Origin of the sequence: Cohnella massiliensis (assembly GCF_900169535.1) — a bacterium.
GTDB classification, from domain to species: Bacteria; Bacillota; Bacilli; order Paenibacillales; family Paenibacillaceae; genus Cohnella; species Cohnella algarum.
Window position 1 is genome coordinate 1095196 of sequence record NZ_LT821259.1, and the last position, 22002, is coordinate 1117197.

Below are 22002 nucleotides of genomic sequence, written 5' to 3' on the forward strand. Positions count from 1 at the left end.
TAATAACTACTGCGGCAGCTGAAGTGAGTGATCAGGCTGCTGCAGTGCAGTAGAAAGGACTCCTTATATGATAACACTCTTGTATATCCTTGCAGGAGCCGTGATCTTGTGGGTCCTGCGAGTGTATTGGCCTGTTCCTTGGCTTCGCTATGTACAAGGCCATGAATGGTTGGATGCTGCCCGAAATAACCTGAATATGAAAATTCTCGATGTCAGGGATGCTTTCGACTATCAAGAACGGCATTTTCCCGGCTCGATCAATATATCGCTCGGACGACTGCCCTATGTTTGGCACCAAGAGCTCTCGACTCGCGACGACGTCTTGATTTTGTCCGCGAGCCGATATCAAAGCAATAAAGCCGCTCGAATTCTGCATAAGCGAGGATTCCGACAGTTGCACGCGATTCGAGGTAACTTCCTTCAGTTAACATGCAAAGAAGAGAACAAAAATGGGAGTGAATTCATTGAACACGGGTACAATCATTAATATCGCCGCAATTGCGCTCTTGGTTTGGTTCGTCTACTCACGCTTTAAGCCGACCAAAGGACTTCGGAACCTAAACGCCGAGGATTTCAAAAACGAAATGGTCAAGCCGGGCAAACCTTTGGTGATCGATGTCCGCGAGCCGAACGAATTTAAAGGAGGATTTATCGCCGGGGCCAAGAATATCCCGCTGTCCCAATTGTCCGGGCGGCTTTCCGAAATTCCCAAGAATCAGGAGTTACTTCTCTACTGTCGAAGCGGTATGCGGAGTAAAAACGCTGCGAGAATCCTGCTGAAAAACTGTTATCAAGGTCTTGCCCATCTCCAAGGCGGACTTAGCGCCTGGAACGGCAAGCTGGTACGCAAGTAACATTATTGCACCGCCTTTATATCGAAGGAGGACAGATCGTCATGCACGAGCGCCGATTTAACCCCGAGCATATGGCCAAGCTGGACAGTCCCGAACGCAAGGTTGCTTTGCCTCCGGAGCCTTTGCTGGAGAAACTGGCCTTAAACGAGAACGCAACTATTTTGGATCTTGGAGCAGGGACTGGGTACTTTACGATTCCTGCCGCAGGCCGAACGTATGCGACAGTGTACGCGCTTGATGTCGAGCCAAGAATGTTGGAAGTCGTTCGCAGCAAGGCGGAGCAGCAGCAACTAAAGAATGTGAGGCTGATCGAAGGCCATCTTGAGCAAATACCTCTGGAAGCGGAGTCAGTCGTTAGGGTAATCCCCTCTCTGGTGCTGCACGAAGCAGAGCCGCTTCATCAGGCACTTAACGAAATTTCACAGAGTTCTTCGCCAAGGCGGGCGATGTCTATGCCTGGAGTGGGAGAAGAAGGAGACCGAACAAGGGCCGCCGCTGCATCATCGAATCGGTTCCGAAGAGTTAGGCGAATTGTTTGAGCAAGCGGGATTTACTGTCCTGGCAACAGATTACCCAACCAGTGATCATTACGTTCTTGTTGTACAGAAAAATTGAAATGGAGGGCTGCTAAGCCATGTTCCATTATACAGTTGAAACAACCAAAACGCCTGAACAAGCGATCGAAGCCCTTACGGAAAACCTAAAAGCAGAAAAGTTCGGGGTCCTATGGCGGTTGGATCTGAAGGATAAGCTTCAGGAGAAGAATGTCGATTTTGACATGCCTTATTGGATTCTGGAGGTCTGCAACCCATAGAAGCCAAGCGAGTTTTGTCTGAAAATGCTTTGGTCGGCTACTTCCTCCCTTGCAAACTGGCCGTGTACGTGGAAAACAGTACGACCAAGATTGGGATGCCGAAACCAACCGCGTTGATCGGACTGGTAGAAACCGACGCCTTGATGAGCATTGCTTCCGATATCGAGAAGCGGCTGGCCGCTTGTGTAGACAAAAGTATCTAATTCTAGAAAGAACCTTGAGGGTTCCCTCTTTATCATTCGGAATGAGACTGATTAATTAGTGGAATCGCCCTGTTGACATACATAAGGGGGGTATAGTACTATTCTAATGTGAGGTGATTGAATGGTAAATCCTGACCCAAACGAAATGAATGGTATCGATCAAGACTGTTGTTCTACAGAGAACGGACGAAAAAGCCATCATTCGGACAAGGTAAAAAACAATTTGATCTCCCGTTTAAATCGCATCGAAGGGCAAATTCGAGGTGTAAAAGGGATGATCGAAAAGGATACTTATTGTGACGACGTTTTAAACCAAATTGCTGCCATTCAATCCGCTTTGAACGGAGTTGGCAAACTGCTGCTTGAAGGACATATGAAAAGCTGCGTTGTTGAACGCCTTCAAGCGGGCGAGCATGAGGTGATCGACGAACTGCTGGTCACCGTAAATAAATTAATGAAGTAGTTATAAAAATGGAGGAATGAGATACGATGCAAGTTAAACTGCAAGTAAACGGAATGTCTTGCCAACACTGTGTAAATTCCATCGAAAAAGCGCTGAAGGAAATCGGTGCTTCGGGTCATGTTGATTTGCAAGGCCATTCTGTTACCGTGGAATTTGATGAAAGCAACTTAACACTGGACGCTGTAAAAGAAGCCATCGAAGAACAGGGCTATGACGTTGCTTAACCTCACAATTAAAGGGTCACCTAAAGTGGCCCTTTTTTAAAACGTTATATATAGGGTACAGGGGTATTGTAATGATAGCCAGAACAAAATATGGGAACGGCTATAACATAAAAATTATGATTTCTTCCAAGTTGAGGTGATGGTTGTGGACACGGCATCAGCAAGTGAAAATAAGCAAGCGACTTTACAAATTACCGGCATGACATGCGCGGCGTGTGCCAATCGAATCGAGAAAGGTTTAAGCAAGATGGATGGCGTTACCTCTGCAAATGTGAATTTTGCATTGGAAAAGGCCAGTATCATTTATAATCCGAAAAAAGTAAACGTCGATCATATGGAACAGACGATCCGAAAATTGGGTTATGATACGGCGAAAGAGATTGTCGATTTTCAACTCGAGGGCATGACATGCGCAGCATGCGCGAACCGGATCGAGAAAGGTCTAAGCAAAATGCCTGGCGTGACGAATGCCACTGTTAACTTTGCTTTGGAAACGGCTCGAGTGGAATATTCGCCCGGCGATGTGTCCGTCGCCGATATGAAAAAAAAGGTCGAGCAACTTGGCTATAAAGCGATCTTGAAACAGGAAAACGAAGCGACGGGCGATCACCGGGAGAAAGAAGTCCGTTATCAAAGAAGGAAATTGCTCATCTCAGCAATCCTTTCATTCCCGCTTTTGTGGACTATGGTTGGGCATTTTTCCTTCACATCCTGGATCTATACGCCGGAATTATTTATGAATCCGTGGTTTCAATGGATTCTGGCGACTCCGGTACAATTTTATATCGGCCGGCATTTCTACGTGGGAGCTTATAAAGCACTCCGTAACGGAAGCGCCAATATGGATGTCCTTGTCTCACTCGGTACGTCCGCCGCTTATTTCTACAGCTTCTATTTAACGTTGGATTGGTACTTAAACAGAAGTCCCATGCATCACGAGCCATCCTTGTATTATGAGACGAGCGCAATCTTGATCACGTTGGTCGTGATGGGCAAATTGTTTGAAGCTCTTGCGAAAGGCCGTACATCAGAAGCCATTAAGTCTTTAATGGGATTGCAAGCCAGAACAGCCTTAGTTGTCCGGGACGGTCAGGAACTGACACTTCCGGTGGATGAAGTATTGGTCGGTGATATCGTGCTGGTTCGTCCCGGGGATAAAGTTCCGGTGGACGGACAAGTGATGGAAGGGGAGTCTTCGGTCGATGAATCGATGCTGACCGGTGAAAGCCTTCCCGTTGAGAAAAGAGTCGGCGATGCGGTCATTGGGGCCACGGTCAATAAAAACGGCATGCTTCGCATTCGTGCAACGAAGGTTGGAAAAGAAACAGCGCTTGCGCAAATCGTAAAAGTCGTTGAAGAGGCCCAAGGATCCAAAGCGCCGATCCAACGGGTCGCGGATCAGATCTCCGGCATTTTCGTTCCGATTGTTGTGGGCATTGCGATTATTGCCTTTTTAATCTGGTACTTCCTGGTGACACCCGGAGATTTCGCTGGGTCTCTGGAAAAAGCGATTGCAGTTCTCGTCATCGCATGTCCTTGCGCGCTCGGTTTGGCGACACCGACTTCGATCATGGCCGGCTCCGGACGTGCTGCCGAATTCGGCATTCTGTTCAAAGGCGGCGAGCATCTGGAACAAACCCACAAGATTGATACGATCATTTTGGACAAAACAGGCACGGTAACGAAAGGGAAGCCTGAGCTTACCGACGTGATAGCGGAAGGTGACGAATCCGAATTTCTCCGGTTCGTGGGTGTGGCGGAGATAAATTCAGAACATCCACTCGCGGAAGCCATTGTTGCCGGCATCAAGGAGAGAAATATCGAATTGCCGAGGACGGAAGCCTTCGAGGCCATACCGGGTTATGGCATCCAAGCTTCCGTCGAAGGAAAGCAGCTGCTCATCGGCACCCGTAGGTTGATGGAGAAATTTGCAGTCGATGCCGGTGCGGCTTACGAAACGATGGCACGCCTGGAGGAAGCAGGGAAGACGGCCATGCTTGTTGCGATCAATGGCAAGTACGCTGGCTTGGTGGCGGTAGCCGATACGATCAAGGAAACTTCGAAAGCTGCCGTCAGTCGGCTGAAGGAAATGGGAATTCAGGTCATTATGATCACCGGTGACAACGAACGGACGGCCAAAGCCATCGCCGCCCAGGTCGGGATCGATCATGTACGGGCCGAAGTCCTTCCGGAAGGCAAAGCGGAAGAAGTGAAGAAGCTGCAAGCGCAAGGCAAGAAAGTCGCCATGGTGGGAGACGGAATCAACGATGCGCCGGCATTGGCAACCGCAGACATCGGCATGGCGATCGGCACGGGAACGGATGTCGCGATGGAAGCGGCGGACGTGACGCTCATGCGCGGCGATCTCTCGAGCATTCCGGATGCCATTTACATGAGTCGCAAAACGATGAGTAATATCCGCCAAAATCTGTTCTGGGCGCTTGGTTATAACACGTTGGGCATTCCGATCGCCGCGATCGGTTTGTTGGCACCTTGGGTGGCTGGAGCGGCAATGGCGTTAAGTTCGGTTTCCGTCGTTCTCAATGCGCTTCGACTGCAACGGGTTAAAGTGCGCCATTAATGGTGCTCGAATTGACGCTTTATTACCATTAAAGGAGTAAGGCCATGGGAGAAAGGTAAGCGTCAAATAGCCCCCACCTGTAAATGCAGTGGGGGCAGAAATATGTTTATTTCATGATGAAAATACGTGGCAAGTCAGCGGCAGCGATGAAGACCACGGCAAAAACGGCTCCAACGCCTCGAGATCTTGGGAATCCGGCAGTTGAGGCAACTGTTCGAACAGGTATTTCAAGTACTGAAACGGATGCAGTCCGTTTTCCTTTGCCGTCTCGATGACGCTGTAGATTGCGGCGCTCGCTTTTGCGCCTCGCGGCGTATTGGCGAACAACCAGTTCTTCCTCCCGATCACGAACGGTTTAATCGACCGCTCGCTGCGGTTGTTATCGATCTCGAGCCGTCCATCCTTCAGGAACGCGGTCAGCTTCTCCCACTGGTTCAAGCTGTAGGCGATTGCTTGTCCGAGCAGGCTTTTCGACAGCGTTCGGGATCGCTGCTGGCGAAGCCACGCCGAATAAGCCTCCACTACCGGAAGACTTCGCTTCTGGCGCTCGGCATGGCGTTCTTCCGGCGCAGCATCCTTTAGATCGCGTTCGATGGCAAAGAGCGCGTTGCAGTATGCCAGTCCCTGACCAGCCACTGTTTCCGATTGCCCCTTCGCCTGCGGCGCTGCTTTCAGCGCCTCGTCGTATTTGCGTCTTGCATGCGCCCAGCATCCGACTAACGTTGCACCGGCGACTTTATGGTAGCCCGGATTATAATGCTCCCATAAGCTGAGACACAAGGGAGTGAAAAATAAGTTATAATGGACTCATGGAGAAGCGAAATCGATCTACCTCAGAATTTAAGACGAAGGTCGTTCTTGAAGTGCTGCGGGAGATGCAGACCGTGAACGAAATCGCCGCCAAGTACGAGCTCAATCCGGTGATGATCAGCCGGTGGAAAGCGGAATTTTTGGAGAGAGCCTCAACGGTGTTTGACAAGAAAGCCAGTGAAACGGACAAACTGAAGAAAGAATACGAAAGCAAACAAGAGCATCTAGTACCCCATCAATCCTTAAATTGTGGGTAAAGGCGTTTTAGTTTGATTCTTGCTTCGTCGGTAGTGAACTGCCAGTCCACGCCCTTTTGGCTTTGGTTTCGGGTACGCTCCCATGCCGACAGTTCATGAGCCAATTCGGAGATGGAAGGGATGCGTCGTCCTAGACATTGACTCGTCATCACGCTGAGTTCAATCTCCGCGATATTCAGCCAACTGCCGTGCTTGGGCGTGTAATGAATCTTCAATCGTTTGGCCAAGCGGCGGGCGGTTTCAGGCTCGAACGCCTGGTAGAGCGAAGCGATGGAATGGGTGTTTAAATTGTCCATGACCAATTTGATTTTCGGAACGTTAGGATAATGAACGTCCAGCAGTTCCCGGACTTGCTCCGCCCAGTCGACCCGGGTTCGCTGTTCGCGCACCGCAACATGACGCCAGCCCGCTAACGGTTCCGTGAAGATGAAAATGCTGCAGGTTCCATGACGGATGTACTCGCTGTCTTCCCGCAGGGGCTTGGCCGGTTTCATCGGAATCGGTTCTCTGGCCTCATCGAGCAATTGATAAGGTTTTTCGTCCATACAAATGACGGGACAGTCGGCGTCGTAAGGCAACTGATAGGCATCCAGTACATCCTCCATTGCCGCGACAAACGCCGCATTCTGCTCAGGAGGGATACACCAGCATTTACGAAGATGGGGTTTGAGTTCGTTTTTTTAAGACCTGACTGACGGTCTCGTGAGAGATGCTATCGATGTATTTCAGTTCGACCGCCCGATCGGCCAGTAGTTCCAATGTCCATCTGCTCCTGCCACTCGGCGGCGTGCTGCAACTAAGGGCGATGATTTTCGCCTCGACCCCACCGGTTACCTTTGGCGCGATCGGAGGTGTGACGCGTTTTTTCCTGCCGATGGCGCTTTCCCAGCCTTGTTCCGCATAGGCTTTTCGAACGGCACGGATCGTGTTGACATGAACTTGGGTACGCTCTGCAATCTCCAGTTCTTTTAATGGACCGTCCGGTCTGTTTTCATCGGCAGCCAGCAGGATCTGGGCTCGTCTGATGGCACGAGCGGATGATTTACCTTTGGAGACGAAAGCTCGTAAGCTTGCTTGTTCTTCCACGGTTAGGCGAATAGGGTTTTTAATCGGATGCATTTATAGATTCCTCTTTTTGGCATAACTATACCATATTCATCCAACCTATACTATTAGATTTGAGAGACCACTAGAGAAGCTGGTCGGCCAACTCACGGTAGAGGTGGACTGGCTCAAAAAAAATCTGGCCTTAAATGAATCGCTACAAGCCCGGCAAGCGATGATGGAACGGAATCATCCGAGCATCAGCGTGAAGCGTCAGGCGGAATTGCTGAGTGTCCATCGCACGAGTGTGTACCGGGAGCGCGCGCAACAGCGAAGGAGCGCGGAAGACAACATTCGCCTCATGCATCGAATCGATGAGATATACACGAAGCATCCCTACGGATATCGGCGTATGACCGCGGTCTTGCGTGAGCAAGGGTTAGCGGTCAATCCGAAACGGATACGACGTCTGATGCGGCTCATGGGCTTGGAAGCGATCTATCCGAAGCCGAACCTGAGCAAGCTGCTGCATGCCAAATACTGCAGGCCGTATCTGTTGCGCGGACTCGTCATCGATCGGCCGAATCAAGTGTGGGGTGTGGATCTGACGTACATCCGGATGGGCAAAGGATTCATGTATCTGTTCAACATCCTCGATTGGTTCAGCCGGAAAGTGATCGATTACGAGTTGTCCAGCACCTTGGAGACGGGCTTTGTTTTGACCTGCCTGAAACGCGCCTTTCGTTATGGCAAGCCGGAAATCATCAATAGTGATCAGGGCACGCATTTTACCAACGCGGCCTACCTGGTCCATCTGGTCCGGGTGCGTCTGCTCGCTGGAAGCGCCGAAGCGCTTGTGCAGCGCCAAGCGGAACTGTTCCTCGTACCATTTGAGCTTGGCGGATAGTTCGGCAATCTGCTGCTGGAGTGCTTCAATTGTTGGGGTGTCCGCTCGATTTTCCATACGTTATATTTTCGTCACGATGGAGGCGATGCCTGCCGGTATATATGTCGAATCAAGTAAAGAATACATTGCTAAATGACTGTAGCGGCGGTCACTTTCGGATGAGCTTGCCGCTGACTGAGCGAAAGTCCGTCCAATAGCCAACGGAGCTCGCGTGTAGTAACCGTGACCGGATCGCCATGATCCTTGGGCCACTGAAACGTGCCGCGCTCAAGTCTGCGGTAAAACAGCCAGAAGCCGTTGTGCTCCCAATACAGGATCTTTAACTTGTTGCGCTCGCGGTTGCAAAAGACGAACAAACAAGGGGAGAACGGATTCAGCCCAAGCCCTTCCTGGACGAGAGCGGCAAGTCCGTCGATGGATTTGCGCAAATCCGTGCTGCCGCAAGCCAGATACACTTGCCGGGCGGTCAACTCGCTTAGCATACGGCCTCGAGAGCTTGCACCACATCGCGGAGCAAAGCGGGATTAAATCCGGTGTCAACTTCAATAACGGCTGCACCAAGCCTGATTCGAAGGCAGGCGGGCTGCTCCGGCCCTGTTTCGGGAGCAACCTTAGCATTTATAAAGGTGGTTGGTTTGGCTGCCGCAGCAGCGGATGATCCGCTCAGTCTTTTCATCCAAGCGTAGAGCTGACGACGATCCACTTGATTGGTTTTGCACCACCTTGTTGCTTTTTCTCCGCTGGAACGGAAAGCGGCGATGCGTGCTTCCCATTTCTTTTGTACATCTTCTCTGGACATGAAAAATCCTCCCCTGATTTGAATAGCCTCTCGGCATTCGCCGAGGCAGATGGGACAAGGGTTTCCTTGCGCCATCTGCCTCGGCGAATGCCGAGAGGCTATTTTTTTAAGGGGAGGTTTATTATGAGGATTCATGCCATTGAAGTTGGACGAGTGCGCGTTCATAAAGAACATTTTGAAGGTTCGAAAAACCGTTTGTGGGTATTTTATTCACAGTCTTGGGCTACCACCATTCCGATCCATGCGTTCTTAATTGAACATTCAAACGGACTGGTTCTGTTCGATACGGGTGAGAATCCGCGTTGCCATGACCCTTCTTACGTTCCATGGTGGACTCCCAATACTGTTGAATACGATGTGAAGCCTGAGGATGCTATTGATAGACGGATCGTTGAATTGGGGTTCAAAATCGAAGATATCAAATACGTCATTTTGAGTCATTTACATACGGATCATATCGGAGGAGTTCACCTTTTTCCCCATGCCACGTTTTTCGTCACGAGACGAGAATGGAGAGACGCACATCGGTTCGGCGCTTCTTTTTTTGGCGGTTATCATAAAGAACACTTTGACTATCCGAACTTTAAATATAATCTCATTGATTTTACCCCGATAAAAGGTGCAGGTGTTTTTGAGACAGGATTCGATCTTTTTGAAGACCAGTCCATGATTTTGGTTCCGACCCCAGGACATACGAGAGGACATCAGTCGCTTCTTGTTTATAAGGACAGGCCGATTTGTCTTGCGGGAGATGCAGTTTTAAGTCAGCACCATTTAAATGGTAGTATTGTTGATGGCATTGCTTCCCATCCTGCATTATCGTTACAAACTATTAAAAAGCTGAAGACATGGTCCGGAATGCATCATTTTGCACCTGTGGTGGCAGTTCATGATCCGATGGCCAATGTTTTACTGAGTAAAGGAAATGATGATCGATGAAGAAATTGGAAGCTATTCGATATATGATTCTGGCTATGGAAAGAGAAGGGGGCCGGCAATTCCAGAGTATTTTGAAGTCAGTGGGCGTTACAGGCTCCCAAGCGGAAGCGATTCGGGTTATTGGCGAATTTGGACCACTTTCTCTAAAAGAACTTGGGGCGTTATTGATATGTGAAGGTGGAAGTCCTTCAAGACTTGTTGATGCTCTCGTTAGAGATCAATATGTTATTCGATCGACCTCCGATTCCGATCGCCGAACCGTAACCCTTTTACTAAGCGAGAAAGGGAAACAAAAAGCAGTAGAAATCAAGGAAGCCGAATCGTTATTTTATCAGTCCCTTTCCAGTCAAAGATCAAGTCCAAATTTATGTGTAAATTCCCTCAGTTAGATTGTGTTACATAATTCATGTCACTTTGGCAGTCGTTTTCGGCCTGTTCTCACGCCATTCGTGATACTCGGCCATATCGAGATATTTCTTACCGGCAGCCCATTTCTCATCCTGTTCCATGAGCAAAGCGCCAATCAACCGGATGACGGACTCCCGGTTCGGGAAGATGCGAATTACTCGTTCCCGGCGGCGGATTTCTTCGTTCAAGCGTTCCACGCTGTTCGTGGTGCGAAGGCGTTTACGGTACTTTTCAGGCAAGCTCAGTACCGCAGTAGCATCATCAAAACCAGCTTCCAAAATCCGCATCGCCTTAGACGCTTTCTCACCGTATGCGGCAATTGTTTGATTAAGCAGCATACGAGCAGTTTGTGGATCTGGTGCTTCCAGAATCGCTCTCACATGCGCATGAATCTCTTCTTTCAGGTCTTTGGGTGAAGCATCCAAGATATTGCGCATAAAGTGAGTCTGGCAGCGTTGCCAGGTCACACCTTGCAGCTGTTTACGGATGGAACGTACCAGGCCGCCGTGGTCATCGGAGACAATGAGGTCTACACCCCGAAGGCCGCGTGTTTTCAGCCAGCTAAAGAATTCCGTCCAGCTTTCTTCAGACTCGGTATCACCCAGCATGAGGCCTAATACTTCGCGATGTCCGTCGGTATGGATACCAATCCCGAGCATGACGCCGCGGGATCGCACACGGCCTTCCTCCCGGACTTTCAAGTAGAGTGCATCAACCAGCACAAAAGGAAATGGGCTGTCCGACAACGGACGGTTGTTCCAAGCTGTCACAATGGGATCCAGCCGTTTGCATAGATCGGAAACGGTCGATTTCGAGAACTCTGTACCGCACAGCTCCTCGGTGACCTCAGAGACTTTTCGTGTGGAGACACCGTTAACGACCATTTCCATCATGGTGAGGATTAAGGCTTGTTCGCTGCGCTGGTAACGGGCAAACAGTTCCGTCGTAAACTTGCCGCCACGGATGCGCGGTACACTCAACGTGATGGTGCCGATGCGCGTATGTAGTTGATGGGGATAGGTGCCATTGCGATAACCTCGCCGATGTTCAGTACGTTCATAACGCTGCGCATCCAATTGTTCGGTCACCTGCGCTTGTAAGATTTGGTTCAGTACCGATTCCAGCAACTTTGCGACACCGGCATCTTGCGCATTTCCCAAGAAAAGTTGATGCAAAAGCTGAGAATCTAAGTTAATCTGGTATTGAGCCATATCAAATTCTCCTCCTGTTGAATGTTGCATCGACACCATCATTCTAACTGAGGGATTTGACTATGGCTCCCTTTGTTCTTGGAAGTCTACCATTTTACACAATTATATGGACTCAACTCAGTCAAATACCGGATAAATATTTGAACGAGCTTTACACGACATTAAAAGTGATTTTGAAACGTCATCACATTGGAGAAAAATTATCCAAAAGAAAGATATTAGAAGAGTAACAACATACTCTGGCGTACCCGCTGGATATTATCATATCTATATACTACAATCAGTAGTAAATATCCGGGGCGGTGGAAGAAGAACTTGAAAAAGGCAGGTTTTATCGCGAGTTACATTCTCGCTGCAGGATTAATGCTCGGTTTCCGAACTCCGCTCATCCGATGGATGGAATCGAACACATTGGGATACCAAGATGCATTCATTGTGCTGATTGGACTTATTGTTGCCATTGTACCTGCAATTCCGTATGGCATCGTTGCAGCCGCTTTTGGCGCAAAATATGGCCCTTTAGCCGGCAGTCTTCTAAACGTGGCCATCTCGGTTAGTGCATCGCTGATCCTGTTCTGGTTAATTCGGCATGTTTTCACGGAAGAAGGGAGATCTAGAGCAGCCAAGGTGAACGGCATTCGGCAGCTCGCAGCATTTGCTGAACGAAACGCCTTTATGGCCATTTTATTTGCTCGTTTACTACCGATTGTACCCACACAAGCTGTAAACATTTTTGCGGCGATTACTCGAATTTCCTGGATTCCATACCTTCTCGCCACAGTAACCGGAAAAATTCCTTTTCTGGTCATGGTAACGTTATTAGGCGATCAATTCATTCAGGATACCAACCTCAAAGTGATACTGACCATAGCAGGGGGTTATGTTCTTTTTTTAGTAGTGGTTTACGGTGTTTATCAGCATGTAAGAAAGTAACAAATGTTTTATAGATTCGATGCCAGTAAAGGTTGCTCCGTGTTTTCTTTCCACACTTGACGAATGACCTTTGATAATAGATCGATCGTGCGATAACTTTCTTCCAGCGTATTGCCCACTCCGCCAATTTCAATCAATGCGCTGGTTCCAGAGAAGGACTGATTGTATTCACCGTTCCCGCTTGATTTATCTTTGCGATAGATCCCTTTCGAAAGTTGGGGTACAAGGGTGTTTAAACCTTCTTGCAGCTGCTCGGCAAACTTCATATTTTGTTTCCAATTGGGATTGTTTGTACCGATAACAAAATAAACTTGCGCATAGTTTCGATTGTTGAATGTAACTGTCGTCTCTTCCCGGGGTTGGGAGTCGCGATGAAGGTCGAAGAGAAATCGAATTCCATTGTTGCGAGTCATAGCCTCTTTTACACTTAATTTTGAATACTGATAAGATTGGGCATAATTGAAGCTTTTCACTTCGCTAACGTAATCTTCAGTGGAGTGAACGACTTCGATCCCGTATTTTTTTAGATTTTCCGCTAACCTTGTTCCTAGCAGCGTAACGTTAATGTTAGGGTCGAATGCCTGATCCGCATTTTGAATATTTGCTAATTCGGGCAGCCACGACTCCCGGTTATGAGTATGGTAGATGAAAATAGCCGGATTGGAAATAGAAGTCGAAATGTTCTTTGCTAATTCCACTTTCACTTCTTCATTCTTTGGAGCGAAGGATTCCTTTCCGTCGATAGGAGAACCTTCGGCTGGAACGATAGAAACGGAAATCCCTGACGCTTTGGCCATTGGAATGGAAGCATGATGATTAATTGAGAAAACAAGAATGGTGGAAAAGAAAGATGCTGCAAAAACAACAAGAAATAACCCTCTATGAAATGAGATGCGATTCATGTTTTTGGAATCCCCCTTGCCCACTTTTGTCTATCAATCTGTATGAGACAGGTAGAAAAAATAGAACTGAGTCTATTAGAGCGGGGGCAGACAAAATTCCAAGCAGTCTATTCGTAAGAGATCGCTTGTTTCCCAAGGGCTGTCCAACCAGACAGAAACGTGCTTTTCTCGACTTTCACTTGTTTTTTGCCGCTCAGCGGGTCATTTAGATATACATGATCTTTATCGTACCCGACCAACAATACGCTATGTTCTTTAAAAGTTGCTTTGACCGTGCCGGTCGGTGACTTCCACGTAACCCAATCTTTATCAGCCGGTGCTGTATAACTAACGGTCGTCCATACGACGACCGGAAAACCGTCAGATAGTTGTTGTTCCAATTCATTTAAGGAGCTTCCGCTTAAATCGATTGCCGTTTCTATGTATGTCTTCAACAATTGATAGAGAGGCTTATGGTAAACGCCATATCCAATGGTCTTGCCAGTAATATCGCCAACAAATCCCTTGTCAGGATCACCCCATGCCAATATTTTTCTGTGCTGTCCGTATTGAATAGGGGTACTGTCGCGAATCAGCTTCGTTGCCAATTTCATTTTATCTATGTTCAAACCATCGTATTGCAGCAACATGGTCAGCGCTGTAATTTCGCATCCATTTCTCAACTCGGGCAACTGCTTAATCAGCGGAGCGGATAAAAGAGTTGACGATTTTTTTGGTTTAGGTTTAATCATTTGACCAGTATTGGCTATAGAAGGTTGCGGGACGGATTTCCCGGCAACAGTTGCTGCTTGTACTGTGGAGTCTTTAGCAAGATTTTTCTTTCCATAGGCCATTAAAGCAAGAATAGAAAGGATTGCAGCCAACATCAGCAGGTTTATGACGAACAACGTTTTCCTCATAGTGGCATCAATCCTTCCTTATTAAAGACCTATTGTTTTTTAGTCTGATTAACTACATAATGTAGTAGTTTGCGATGATCAAGTGACTATTGGGAAGGTGAACTGAAGATGATGTACGCTTTTTTTAGTGAAATCAGCAGAGTATTAAGTATTCCATTTGCCGATATCGCAATTGGCTCCAAGATTGCTTTTCTTGCGGCGCTATTTTTCGGATTTGCCGGTTCGGTCGCGCCTTGTCAATTGACCGCCAACTTAGGAAGCATTACTTACTTTGGCAACAAATATTTGAACGATAAATTGGCAGGGATTGAGCTTCTTTTATATTTAATTGGGAAAATGACGGTCTACTCCGCTTTCGGATTGCTATTTTGGATCTTCGGGCAGGGCATTTCGACGGATTCGATTCCCGTCTTTGTCTACGCCAGAAAATTGGTCGGTCCCTTATTTATTCTAATGGGCTTGTTTTTTCTAGGAGTTCTGAAGTTTAGACGGTTATCTTTCGGATTTGGGCTTTCATCCGCCGTTCAGAAAATATCTGAACAAGCAGGTGGAAGAGGCGGAGCATATTTAATGGGAGTAGCCTTCTCGCTTGGCTTCTGTCCTACCATGGTATTGCTGTTTTTCGGTTGGCTGATGCCGGTGGCCATCCAGTCCTCGTACGGACTCATCTTGCCGTCCGTGTTCGCCATCGGAACGGCGTTTCCCTTACTGATATTTTTTGCGATTGTAAAAATGCAAAGAGCACAAATACAAAAAATAAACTCGCCGTTGGACTGTCAGGAACAAAAAGAATAAAACGGGCGGGGGTTTCCCGAAGTTGCCCCCCGTACCACCAATATCCGTAAACGGTACCGAAAAGGTTGACAATCAGAAGGATGACCATAAACCACTTCTGTCGTAATAGATGCAACCAGGTTGTCATATCGCGTACCTCATGAATTGATTTCATAGTTCATTTAAACTACAATTTGTAGTAATAAATAGGTCTTTTCAGTTTATCACAAGAAGCCCCTTAATACAAGAATCAGCACAGGAAGGACGAACAAAGAAAATGTTTGACAGAAGATGGATCGGATCGGCAGTTTTCAAACCATTTGTTGTATTTACAGTACTTAGGGCTTGCTGAACGAATCAAAAGTCCAACAGCCACAAGGGTTTAGGACCTCTTTTGTCGAATTCAAGTGCAAGGAAAACAGGGACTTACCCGCGAAAAACCTTGCACATGGAGGCGTCCGAATTGTATCAGCGAACCGAGAGCCAGATGATCCTGCCAGGCGACTTCTTTTTGCCGTTCGGCGGGAAACTCGCAGAAGATAACCGCTGGGTGTTGCTCGCCCAAATGATTCCGTGGTGGAAACTCGAAGAGAAGTATGCGAAGAACTTTAAAAAGAGCCTCAAGGGTCAGAAGGCTGTATCGATCCGTGTCGCACTCGGCGCCCTAATCATCCAGAGCGGCTGGGCACCGATGATCGTGAGACGCTTCGTCAGATTCTGGAGAACCCGTATCTGCAGTACTTCCTCGGTCTGCCCGAATACCAGTACCGCCGTCCGTTTCACCATTCGCTCATGACACACTTCCGCAAGCGGCTGGGCGGCGAGATCCTCGATGAAGTCAATGAATGGATCGCTCTGGAAGAAGCGCGTAAGTCGAGTGAAGCGAATGATTCATCGGACAATGACGACGATGAGCCCGGCAACGGAGCGGCCGCAGCATCGGACGAGTCCGCAGAACCGCAACTTCGGCAGATGGAACTGACGAACGAGGGTGAACTGTTGCTGGACGCCACCTGCGCGCCGGCGGACATCGCCTACCCGACAGATCTGTCTCTTCTGAATCAGGCCAGAGAAAAGCTGGAGAAAATGATCGACATTCTGCATGAACCGCAGCGCGGAAAGACTCGCAAGCCAAGAACATACCGAGAGCGTTCCCGCAAAGCCTATCTGGCGATTGCCAAGCAGCGGCGCGTGAAGCCGCGCACGATGCGCAAAGCCATCGGCAAGCAGTTGCGGTTCGTCTCCCGTGATCTGCGCATCATCGCCGAACTCGCCGAGACGACGGGCGGCCTGACGCAACTGCCGCGTCGCATGTACAAGGAGCTGCTGGTCATTCAAGAGCTCTATCGCCAGCAGCAAGCGATGTACGACAAGCGAACGCATAGCGTACCCGATCGGATTGTCAGTATCGCACAGCCGCACGTGAGGCCGATCGTGCGTGGCAAAGCTCGGGCGAACGTCGAGTTCGGCGCGAAGCTGGCGATTAGCCTGGTGAACGGCTATGCCTTCCGGGAGTATCTGTCTTGGGACAGCTACAACGAAGGTCAGACGCTGCAGGATGCAGTGGAACACTACCGCGCCAGGTTCGGCTATTATCCCAAAGCGGTGCTGGCTGACCAGATTTATCGCACACGCGACAACTTGCGCTACTGCAAGGAGAAGGGAATTCGGCTGAGCGGACCGCAGTTGGGGCGTCCGTCCGCCGATCAGCAGGAGCAGAAGAAGATCGCGAAGGCAGATGCAGCCGCACGCAACGCAGTGGAAGGCAAGTTCGGTGAAGGCAAGCGCAGTTATGGGCTTGGCCGTATTCGAGCGCGTCTTCAGAGGACGAGCGAGACCGTGATCGGGCTGCAACTGCTGGTCATGAACCTCGAAAAGAGACTCCGGGTTCTCTTTTTGCCTTTTTTGCAATGGCTCTGGTCGACCCTTGCATTCCGCTTGCCCGTGATGCCGTAAAATGTGACCCGTTCAGCAAGCCCTACTTATGCTTGTGAAATTGTATTTGGTCAGATACTTCATCTGGAACGGATCTGAGCCTTGGGTTCCGCTGTTTGCCGGCATTCCATCGATATGGGCACTATTTTGTTTAATTGAGCGGTTCTTTTCGAGGCGTAAATTTCTGGCCTATTTAGGGCTTGCTGAACGGGTCACATTTTACGGTGACACGAGCAAACGAACTGCGAGCCTCGACAATAGCCATTGCAAAACGGGCAAAAAGAGAACCCGGAGTCTCTTTTCGAGGTTCATCACCAGCAGTTGCAGCCCGATTACGGTCTCGCTGGTCGTCTGAAGGTGCGCTCGAATACGGCCAAGCCCATAGCTGCGCTTGCCTTCACCGAACTTGCCTTCCACCGCATTGCGCGCGGCTGCATCCGCTTTGGCGATTTTCTTCTGCTCCTGTTGATCGGCGGATGACGGACGCCCCAATTGCGGTCCGCTCAGTCGAATTCCCTTCTCCTTGCAGAAGCGCAAGTTGTCCCGCGTGCGGTAAATCTGATCGGCCAGCACCGCTTTGGGATAATAGCCGAATCGAGCGCGGTAGCGTTCCACTGCGGCCTGCAGCGTCTGACCTTCGTTGAAGCTGTCCCAGGACAGTTGCTCCCGGAATGCGTAGCCGTTCACCACGCTGATCGCCAGCTTCGCCCCGAACTCGACGTTCGCGCGGGCTTTACCGCGCACGATCGGCCTCACGTGCGGCTGCGCGATACTGACGATCCGATCCGGTACGCTGTGCGTACGTTTGTCGTACATCGCTTGCTGCTGGCGAACCAATTCCTGAATGACCAGAAGTTCCTTGTACATGCGGCGTGGCAGCCGCGTCAGGCCGCCCGTGGAGGCAAGTTCGGCGATGATGCGCAGATCACGGGAAACGAACCGCAACTGCTTGCCGATTGCTTTGCGCATCGTGCGCGGCTTCACGCGCCTTTGCTTGGCAATCGCCAGATAGGCTTTGCGGGCACGCTCCCGGTATGTTCTTGCCTTGCGAGTCTTTCCGCGTTCCGGTTCATGCAGGATGTCGATGATTTTCTCCAGCTTTTCTCTGGCCTGATTCAGAAGAGACAGATCCGTCGGGTAGGCGATGTCCGCCGGCGCGCAGGTCGCATCCAGCAGCAGTTCGCCCTCGTTCGTCAGTTCCATCTGCCGCGGCTGCGGTTCTGACGGCTCGTCGGACGCTGCGGCAGTTCCGCTGCCAGGTTCATTGTCGTCCGATGAATCATCCGATTCGCTGGACTTGCGCGCTTCTTCAAGGGCGATCCACTCATTCACTTCATCAAGGATCTCGCCGCCCAGCCGCTTGCGGAAGTGTGTCATGAGAGAATGGTGAAACGGACGGCGGTACTGGTATTCCGGCAGACCGAGGAAGTACTGCAGATACGGGTTCTCCAGAATCTGACGAAGCGTCTCCCGATCGTCGGTGCCGAGCCGCTCCTGAATAATGAGGGCGCCGAGCGCGACACGGATCGATACGGCCTTTTGACCCTTGAGGCTCTTCTTAAAGTTCTTCGCATACTTCTCTTCGAGCTTCCACCACGGAATCATCTGGGCCAGCAATACCCAGCGGTTATCTTCCGCAAGCTTCCCGCCGAACGGAAGGAAGAAGTCGCCTGGCAAGATCATTTGGCTCTCGGTTCGCTGATACAATCTGGACGCCTCCACGTGCACGGTTTTTCACGGGATAAACCCGTTTTCCTTGCACTTGAATTCGACAAAAGAGGCGCTAAACCCTTGCTGCTACTGGATTTTTCTTTCGTTCAGCAAGCCCTATTTAATTGCGGATTTCCTTATTTCAGCAGTGTATATATCCGTTACGATTTATTACAAATATTTCGGAGTGATTCCGACCTATCAAACGCTAAAACAGATCGGACAAGTAACGGAAGTGAAAGGCAGCGTCTTTTCGCTCATGCACGCTTCGTTTTTGTTCCTGTTTTCCGATATCGTAGTGTTTTTGATTTTGTTGCTTGCGAGTCGTCGATTTCGGGAATGGAGCAAAAAAAAATGTCAAGAAAAGAAACAGATTCGTCTGGATTGGGTTGGGTATAACGATTTTTCTTTCGTTCTTTGGAATTTGGAGTAACAAGGATATTATCAACGAATTAAGACAAGCTGAAGCGATGGATATTCTCAATTACCAAGTATATTCAGCGTTTGCAAGCATGGAGGATAAACCGTCACTTTATGAAGAGATTACCCAAGCTTCTATTGATCAGCTCAAACACATCGACAATCCCGACTTGACGACTCCCCAATATTGGGGGCAAGCGAAAGGGAAAAACGTCATTCTGATCCAATTGGAGTCGTTTCAGAACTTTCTAATCAACCTGAAGCTCAATGGACAGGAAGTAACTCCGAATTTGAACAAACTCGTGAGGGAATCTTTATATTTCCCTCATTTCTTTCAACAAGTGGGTCAAGGTAATACATCCGATTCCGAATTTGTGGTCAATACGTCGCTTTACGTGCCGAAATGGGACGCTGCGACAATGGTCTACTCCAATAAACAGCTGCCAAGCATGCCAAAGTTATTAGCAGCCAATGGCTATCAGACAGCGACATTTCATACGAATGACGTACGCTTCTGGAATCGAAACAATCTTTATCAAGCGCTCGGATGGCAAACTTATTATGATGACGATTATTTCGGAAACAGCGATATTGTCGCGTTCGGTTCATCGGATGAAGTGCTGTACCAAAAAACGACGGATAAGCTTCTTGACATGCGGAAAAGCGGCAACCCGTTTTATGTTCAAATTTTATCGATGTCCGGCCATCATCCGTACAATTTGCCTAAACGCAAGTACAATATGGAACTCCCGGCTCGATTCGAAAATACGCTGGTCGGGAACTATGTCCGAGCCCAGAATTATGCGGATAAGGCGCTTGGCCAGTTCGTTGAGAAGTTGAAGGATACCGGAATTTGGGATAACAGCGTTGTCATCCTATATGGAGATCATTTAGGTCTTCCCAAATACACGTTAAGCACTCGCGAAAAGGACCTAATGAAAGAAATTTATGGACGCGAGTATGATGTTCAGGACATGTTAAACATTCCTTTGATGATCTCGATTCCTGGCGTCTCTCCGCAAATAATCCCTACAGTTGGAGGACAAACGGATATCTTTCCTACAGTTTCCAACTTACTTGGAATATCAATGAAAGGCAATATCCATTTCGGTCAGGATTTGCTGAATCATTCCACGAATTTATTGCCTGAGCGCTATTATTTGCCATCCGGTTCATTGATTACCGACAAAGGGGTATTTGTACCGGTCGACGGCTATGATGACGGGATTTCTTACAAATTTAGCGGTGGCCAAGCGCAAGAAACCGCTGCAACACCAAAACAATTTGACGATGCGTTACAGTTGCTGCGAATGTCCGACAGCTATGTGCAGTCACTGCCGGATCGATAATGTTCATATGTCTGTATTTTATACTTTGATTATGTAGAACATTTGAATACAAAGACGAATAAGGCAAAAAATAAATGATAATATTCTAATTTTGTAATTGGAGGATTTCGAAAGAAAAAATCGAATTGTACTACACTGTGTAATAATAAATCATCATATTGCCGAATTTCCGAAGTCGGAAAACGGGGGAACCGTCTTGGGTGTATTAATCCTGAAAACAAGGGATTATAGGGAACCTTCTACCGAACCCTCAGCTAACCTCGTAGGCAACGAAGGGAGAACAGCTTTGAGAAAGCAAATCGCAGCGTTGTTGTTAGGTTCCACCATGTTGTTTGCAAGTGCCGGAAGTGTTTTTGCCGATGAACCCGAGCTAAACAAGGCCGTGAACGATGTCGTTGGCACTCCATACAAGTGGGGAGGCACAACGGTTAAAGGGTTCGACTGTTCCGGATTCATTCGTTACATCTTCGACCAGTTTGATACCCAGCTGCCCCGGACTTCCAAGTCGCAAGCACAAGTTGGGACCAAGGTGGCGAAGGACGAACTTCGTCCGGGCGATCTCGTGTTTTTCAATACGGACGGGCAAGGAATTTCGCACGCCGGCATCTATTTAGGGAGTGGCAAATTCGCTCACGCTTCGAGCAGTAAAGGTGTCACGATAAGCAAATTGTCGGATTCGTATTATGAGAAACGTTATGTTACCGCACGACGTGTGGCGAGCGGTGAGAATTATGCAGCAATGATTGAGGATGAACACTCATCCGATAAGAACTATGCCTGAATAACGGACAAGCCCACCAACGCGAGTTGGCGGGCTTGTCCGTTATTTAAGGACGCTTCCTCCAAACAAGAAGCGTTTTTCCCATTGGGTCCCTGCGATCGAATCGATTCGTACGCCTCCGGATTTGACGGAATACGTCTGCAGAATTTTCCCATTCCCCAAATAGATGCCGTTGTGCGTAATACGCTCTTTGCTCTTGTCGATTCCCTTGTAATCGGAATCTTTGCTGCCTTTATAAGACATGAAAAACATAATGTCCCCGGGTTTCAGATCTCTCCAGTTTGTCGTATAGTAGCCATTGTTTTTGACATATGCGCCTTGGCTTCGCGAATCGGGAGGAAGCGTAATACCTGCCCCTTCCTTGTAAGCCTGACGGACAAAGTCGGAGCAATCGAACGTACGAGTGTTGCTGCGGCTCGAACCGAATTCATACGGGGTTCCCAAGTACTTCAAGCCTTTGTTAATAATATTTTGTCTTACGGAACTTACCTGGCTTTGGTTGGTTACGGGAGCTGCGCTAACGGGGTCCGCTAGACTCGAAATTCCTACGCCCAAGCTAAATGTTGCCACAAGAAATCCAACGGCAAGCTTTCTTTTCATTCTCAAACTCATCCTCAAACATCCTCCTGTTCCCATTTTGAATTGGTGGGGGGTGCTGCGAGGCATATGCTAACACGTTAACTTTGCAGTTTTGAAGGCGTAATTTTTGGTAAGTTGGTAAAGCAGTTGGTATGCCAGCGAAAATTCATATTCCCTGGATTGACGAATCCGAGTTTTAATACTAC

The 22002-nt window shown here is 48.7% G+C and carries 21 protein-coding genes, 6 pseudogenes and 1 riboswitch; of the genes and pseudogenes, 16 read left to right on the plus strand and 11 right to left on the minus strand.

The annotated features are described in order from the left end of the window. Positions 1–67 precede the first annotated feature (67 nt). The 7 genes and pseudogenes from B7E11_RS31020 (at position 68) to B7E11_RS18830 (ending at position 5139) form a co-directional block, all read left to right on the plus strand. The gene (locus B7E11_RS31020; protein ID WP_080837412.1) at positions 68–487 is read left to right on the plus strand and encodes a rhodanese-like domain-containing protein; all 420 of its coding nucleotides are present in this window, start codon (positions 68–70) and stop codon (positions 485–487) included. Continuing rightward, positions 456–854 (plus strand): rhodanese-like domain-containing protein, encoded by a 399-nt coding sequence (locus B7E11_RS18805; RefSeq protein ID WP_342744493.1) that lies wholly within the window; start codon positions 456–458, stop codon positions 852–854. The genes B7E11_RS31020 and B7E11_RS18805 overlap by 32 nt, the downstream gene beginning before the upstream one ends. A 41-nt stretch (positions 855–895) precedes the next feature. Continuing rightward, positions 896–1393: a class I SAM-dependent methyltransferase gene (locus tag B7E11_RS18810; protein ID WP_245809764.1), complete on the plus strand. Its 498-nt coding sequence runs from the start codon at positions 896–898 to the stop codon at positions 1391–1393. A gap of 95 nt (positions 1394–1488) precedes the next feature. Beyond that, positions 1489–1871 (plus strand): annotated as a pseudogene (locus B7E11_RS18815) (DUF302 domain-containing protein). A 145-nt stretch (positions 1872–2016) separates the two neighbouring features. After that, complete coding sequence (locus tag B7E11_RS18820) at positions 2017–2334, plus strand: metal-sensitive transcriptional regulator (protein ID WP_080840885.1); 318 nt, start codon at positions 2017–2019, stop codon at positions 2332–2334. A gap of 26 nt (positions 2335–2360) precedes the next feature. Beyond that, positions 2361–2558: a copper ion binding protein gene (locus tag B7E11_RS18825; protein ID WP_080837418.1), complete on the plus strand. Its 198-nt coding sequence runs from the start codon at positions 2361–2363 to the stop codon at positions 2556–2558. 145 nt (positions 2559–2703) lie between these two features. Further along, complete coding sequence (locus B7E11_RS18830; protein WP_281256513.1) at positions 2704–5139, plus strand: heavy metal translocating P-type ATPase; 2436 nt, start codon at positions 2704–2706, stop codon at positions 5137–5139. Between the two features lie 111 nt (positions 5140–5250). On the opposite strand, the pseudogene tnpC reads toward B7E11_RS18830, so the two are convergent. Continuing rightward, a pseudogene (gene tnpC / locus B7E11_RS18835) lies at positions 5251–5883 on the minus strand (IS66 family transposase); the annotation flags it as partial. A 65-nt stretch (positions 5884–5948) separates the two neighbouring features. Between tnpC and B7E11_RS18840 the strand changes: the two are divergent. Continuing rightward, a complete protein-coding gene (locus tag B7E11_RS18840; protein WP_080837423.1) occupies positions 5949–6206 on the plus strand; it encodes a transposase in 258 nt (85 codons plus the stop codon). Here B7E11_RS18840 and B7E11_RS29105 read toward each other — a convergent pair. Beyond that, positions 6185–7325, minus strand: a protein-coding gene (locus tag B7E11_RS29105) for an IS630 family transposase (protein WP_139787251.1) whose coding sequence is annotated in 2 segments (ribosomal slippage) — positions 6185–6887 and positions 6886–7325 — 1143 coding nt in all. Because the reading frame shifts where the segments join, the coding sequence is not laid out codon by codon here. The genes B7E11_RS18840 and B7E11_RS29105 overlap by 22 nt on opposite strands. Before the next feature lie 52 nt (positions 7326–7377). On the opposite strand from B7E11_RS29105, the pseudogene B7E11_RS18855 reads away from it, so the two are divergent. After that, positions 7378–8046: pseudogene (locus tag B7E11_RS18855) on the plus strand (IS3 family transposase); the annotation flags it as partial. Between the two features lie 30 nt (positions 8047–8076). On the opposite strand, the pseudogene B7E11_RS30365 reads toward B7E11_RS18855, so the two are convergent. The 3 genes and pseudogenes from B7E11_RS30365 to tnpA all read right to left on the minus strand — a co-directional run. Then, positions 8077–8214 (minus strand): annotated as a pseudogene (locus B7E11_RS30365) (hypothetical protein); the annotation flags it as partial. A 71-nt stretch (positions 8215–8285) separates the two neighbouring features. Then, positions 8286–8639, minus strand: a complete 354-nt coding sequence (tnpB, locus tag B7E11_RS18860; RefSeq protein WP_080837431.1) for an IS66 family insertion sequence element accessory protein TnpB — start codon at positions 8637–8639, stop codon at positions 8286–8288. Next, a complete protein-coding gene (gene tnpA, locus B7E11_RS18865) occupies positions 8633–8956 on the minus strand; it encodes an IS66 family insertion sequence element accessory protein TnpA (RefSeq protein WP_080837434.1) in 324 nt (107 codons plus the stop codon). The genes tnpB and tnpA overlap by 7 nt, the downstream gene beginning before the upstream one ends. Before the next feature lie 123 nt (positions 8957–9079). Here tnpA and B7E11_RS18870 point away from each other — a divergent pair, with 123 nt between their 5' ends. Next, positions 9080–9895, plus strand: coding sequence for an N-acyl homoserine lactonase family protein (locus B7E11_RS18870; protein WP_176220813.1), 816 nt, complete (start codon positions 9080–9082; stop codon positions 9893–9895). Beyond that, positions 9892–10284 (plus strand): MarR family winged helix-turn-helix transcriptional regulator, encoded by a 393-nt coding sequence (locus B7E11_RS18875; RefSeq protein ID WP_080837440.1) that lies wholly within the window; start codon positions 9892–9894, stop codon positions 10282–10284. Before B7E11_RS18870 ends, B7E11_RS18875 begins: the two co-directional genes overlap by 4 nt. Before the next feature lie 15 nt (positions 10285–10299). Here the strand turns inward: B7E11_RS18875 and B7E11_RS18880 are convergent, their stop codons facing one another. Beyond that, positions 10300–11514 carry an IS256 family transposase gene (locus B7E11_RS18880; protein WP_080837443.1) on the minus strand — a complete coding sequence of 405 codons (1215 nt, stop codon included), beginning with the start codon at positions 11512–11514 and terminating at the stop codon, positions 10300–10302. A 315-nt stretch (positions 11515–11829) separates the two neighbouring features. Between B7E11_RS18880 and B7E11_RS18885 the strand changes: the two genes are divergently transcribed. Beyond that, entirely contained in the window at positions 11830–12447 is a 618-nt protein-coding gene (locus tag B7E11_RS18885) for a TVP38/TMEM64 family protein (protein WP_080837448.1), read from the plus strand. Between the two features lie 8 nt (positions 12448–12455). Here the strand turns inward: B7E11_RS18885 and B7E11_RS18890 are convergent, their stop codons facing one another. After that, on the minus strand, positions 12456–13349 hold the full coding sequence (locus B7E11_RS18890; RefSeq protein WP_080837451.1) for a stage II sporulation protein P: 894 nt from the start codon (positions 13347–13349) through the stop codon (positions 12456–12458). Between the two features lie 107 nt (positions 13350–13456). Beyond that, positions 13457–14248 (minus strand): C39 family peptidase, encoded by a 792-nt coding sequence (locus B7E11_RS18895; RefSeq protein ID WP_080837453.1) that lies wholly within the window; start codon positions 14246–14248, stop codon positions 13457–13459. A 111-nt stretch (positions 14249–14359) separates the two neighbouring features. Between B7E11_RS18895 and B7E11_RS30370 the strand changes: the two genes are divergently transcribed. Continuing rightward, positions 14360–15043: an urease accessory protein UreH domain-containing protein gene (locus tag B7E11_RS30370; protein ID WP_245809853.1), complete on the plus strand. Its 684-nt coding sequence runs from the start codon at positions 14360–14362 to the stop codon at positions 15041–15043. On the opposite strand, the pseudogene B7E11_RS18905 reads toward B7E11_RS30370, so the two are convergent. After that, positions 14976–15170: pseudogene (locus B7E11_RS18905) on the minus strand (DUF1405 domain-containing protein); the annotation flags it as partial. The gene B7E11_RS30370 and the pseudogene B7E11_RS18905 sit on opposite strands and share 68 nt — an antisense overlap. Positions 15171–15485: 315 nt before the next feature. Between B7E11_RS18905 and B7E11_RS18910 the strand changes: the two are divergent. Then, a pseudogene (locus tag B7E11_RS18910) lies at positions 15486–16978 on the plus strand (IS5 family transposase). Positions 16979–17176: 198 nt separating this feature from the next. Here the strand turns inward: B7E11_RS18910 and B7E11_RS18915 are convergent. After that, entirely contained in the window at positions 17177–18664 is a 1488-nt protein-coding gene (locus tag B7E11_RS18915; RefSeq protein ID WP_080837459.1) for an IS5 family transposase, read from the minus strand. A 320-nt stretch (positions 18665–18984) separates the two neighbouring features. Here B7E11_RS18915 and B7E11_RS18925 point away from each other — a divergent pair, with 320 nt between their 5' ends. Both B7E11_RS18925 and B7E11_RS18930 read left to right on the plus strand, forming a co-directional pair. Continuing rightward, positions 18985–20436 (plus strand): LTA synthase family protein, encoded by a 1452-nt coding sequence (locus B7E11_RS18925; RefSeq protein ID WP_139787253.1) that lies wholly within the window; start codon positions 18985–18987, stop codon positions 20434–20436. Positions 20437–20585: 149 nt separating this feature from the next. Next, a riboswitch (cyclic di-AMP (ydaO/yuaA leader) is annotated at positions 20586–20720 on the plus strand. A gap of 41 nt (positions 20721–20761) precedes the next feature. Further along, entirely contained in the window at positions 20762–21217 is a 456-nt protein-coding gene (locus B7E11_RS18930; protein WP_080840886.1) for a C40 family peptidase, read from the plus strand. 42 nt (positions 21218–21259) lie between these two features. Here B7E11_RS18930 and B7E11_RS18935 read toward each other — a convergent pair whose 3' ends face one another. After that, complete coding sequence (locus B7E11_RS18935) at positions 21260–21829, minus strand: C40 family peptidase (RefSeq protein WP_176220814.1); 570 nt, start codon at positions 21827–21829, stop codon at positions 21260–21262. Positions 21830–22002: the final 173 nt, after the last annotated feature.

Excerpts from the sequence above, each read along its gene's own strand:
- B7E11_RS31020 (WP_080837412.1), top strand. The coding sequence starts at position 68 with ATGATAACACTCTTGTATATCCTTGCAGGAGCCGTGATCTTGTGGGTC.
- B7E11_RS18810 (WP_245809764.1), top strand. The coding sequence starts at position 896 with ATGCACGAGCGCCGATTTAACCCCGAGCATATGGCCAAGCTGGACAGT.
- B7E11_RS18820 (WP_080840885.1), top strand. The coding sequence starts at position 2,017 with ATGAATGGTATCGATCAAGACTGTTGTTCTACAGAGAACGGACGAAAA.
- B7E11_RS18825 (WP_080837418.1), top strand. The coding sequence starts at position 2,361 with ATGCAAGTTAAACTGCAAGTAAACGGAATGTCTTGCCAACACTGTGTA.
- B7E11_RS18840 (WP_080837423.1), top strand. The coding sequence starts at position 5,949 with ATGGAGAAGCGAAATCGATCTACCTCAGAATTTAAGACGAAGGTCGTT.
- tnpB (WP_080837431.1), bottom strand. The coding sequence starts at position 8,639 with ATGCTAAGCGAGTTGACCGCCCGGCAAGTGTATCTGGCTTGCGGCAGC.
- tnpA (WP_080837434.1), bottom strand. The coding sequence starts at position 8,956 with ATGTCCAGAGAAGATGTACAAAAGAAATGGGAAGCACGCATCGCCGCT.
- B7E11_RS18870 (WP_176220813.1), top strand. The coding sequence starts at position 9,080 with ATGAGGATTCATGCCATTGAAGTTGGACGAGTGCGCGTTCATAAAGAA.
- B7E11_RS18875 (WP_080837440.1), top strand. The coding sequence starts at position 9,892 with ATGAAGAAATTGGAAGCTATTCGATATATGATTCTGGCTATGGAAAGA.
- B7E11_RS18880 (WP_080837443.1), bottom strand. The coding sequence starts at position 11,514 with ATGGCTCAATACCAGATTAACTTAGATTCTCAGCTTTTGCATCAACTT.
- B7E11_RS18890 (WP_080837451.1), bottom strand. The coding sequence starts at position 13,349 with ATGAATCGCATCTCATTTCATAGAGGGTTATTTCTTGTTGTTTTTGCA.
- B7E11_RS18895 (WP_080837453.1), bottom strand. The coding sequence starts at position 14,248 with ATGAGGAAAACGTTGTTCGTCATAAACCTGCTGATGTTGGCTGCAATC.
- B7E11_RS30370 (WP_245809853.1), top strand. The coding sequence starts at position 14,360 with ATGTACGCTTTTTTTAGTGAAATCAGCAGAGTATTAAGTATTCCATTT.
- B7E11_RS18930 (WP_080840886.1), top strand. The coding sequence starts at position 20,762 with ATGTTGTTTGCAAGTGCCGGAAGTGTTTTTGCCGATGAACCCGAGCTA.
- B7E11_RS18935 (WP_176220814.1), bottom strand. The coding sequence starts at position 21,829 with ATGAGTTTGAGAATGAAAAGAAAGCTTGCCGTTGGATTTCTTGTGGCA.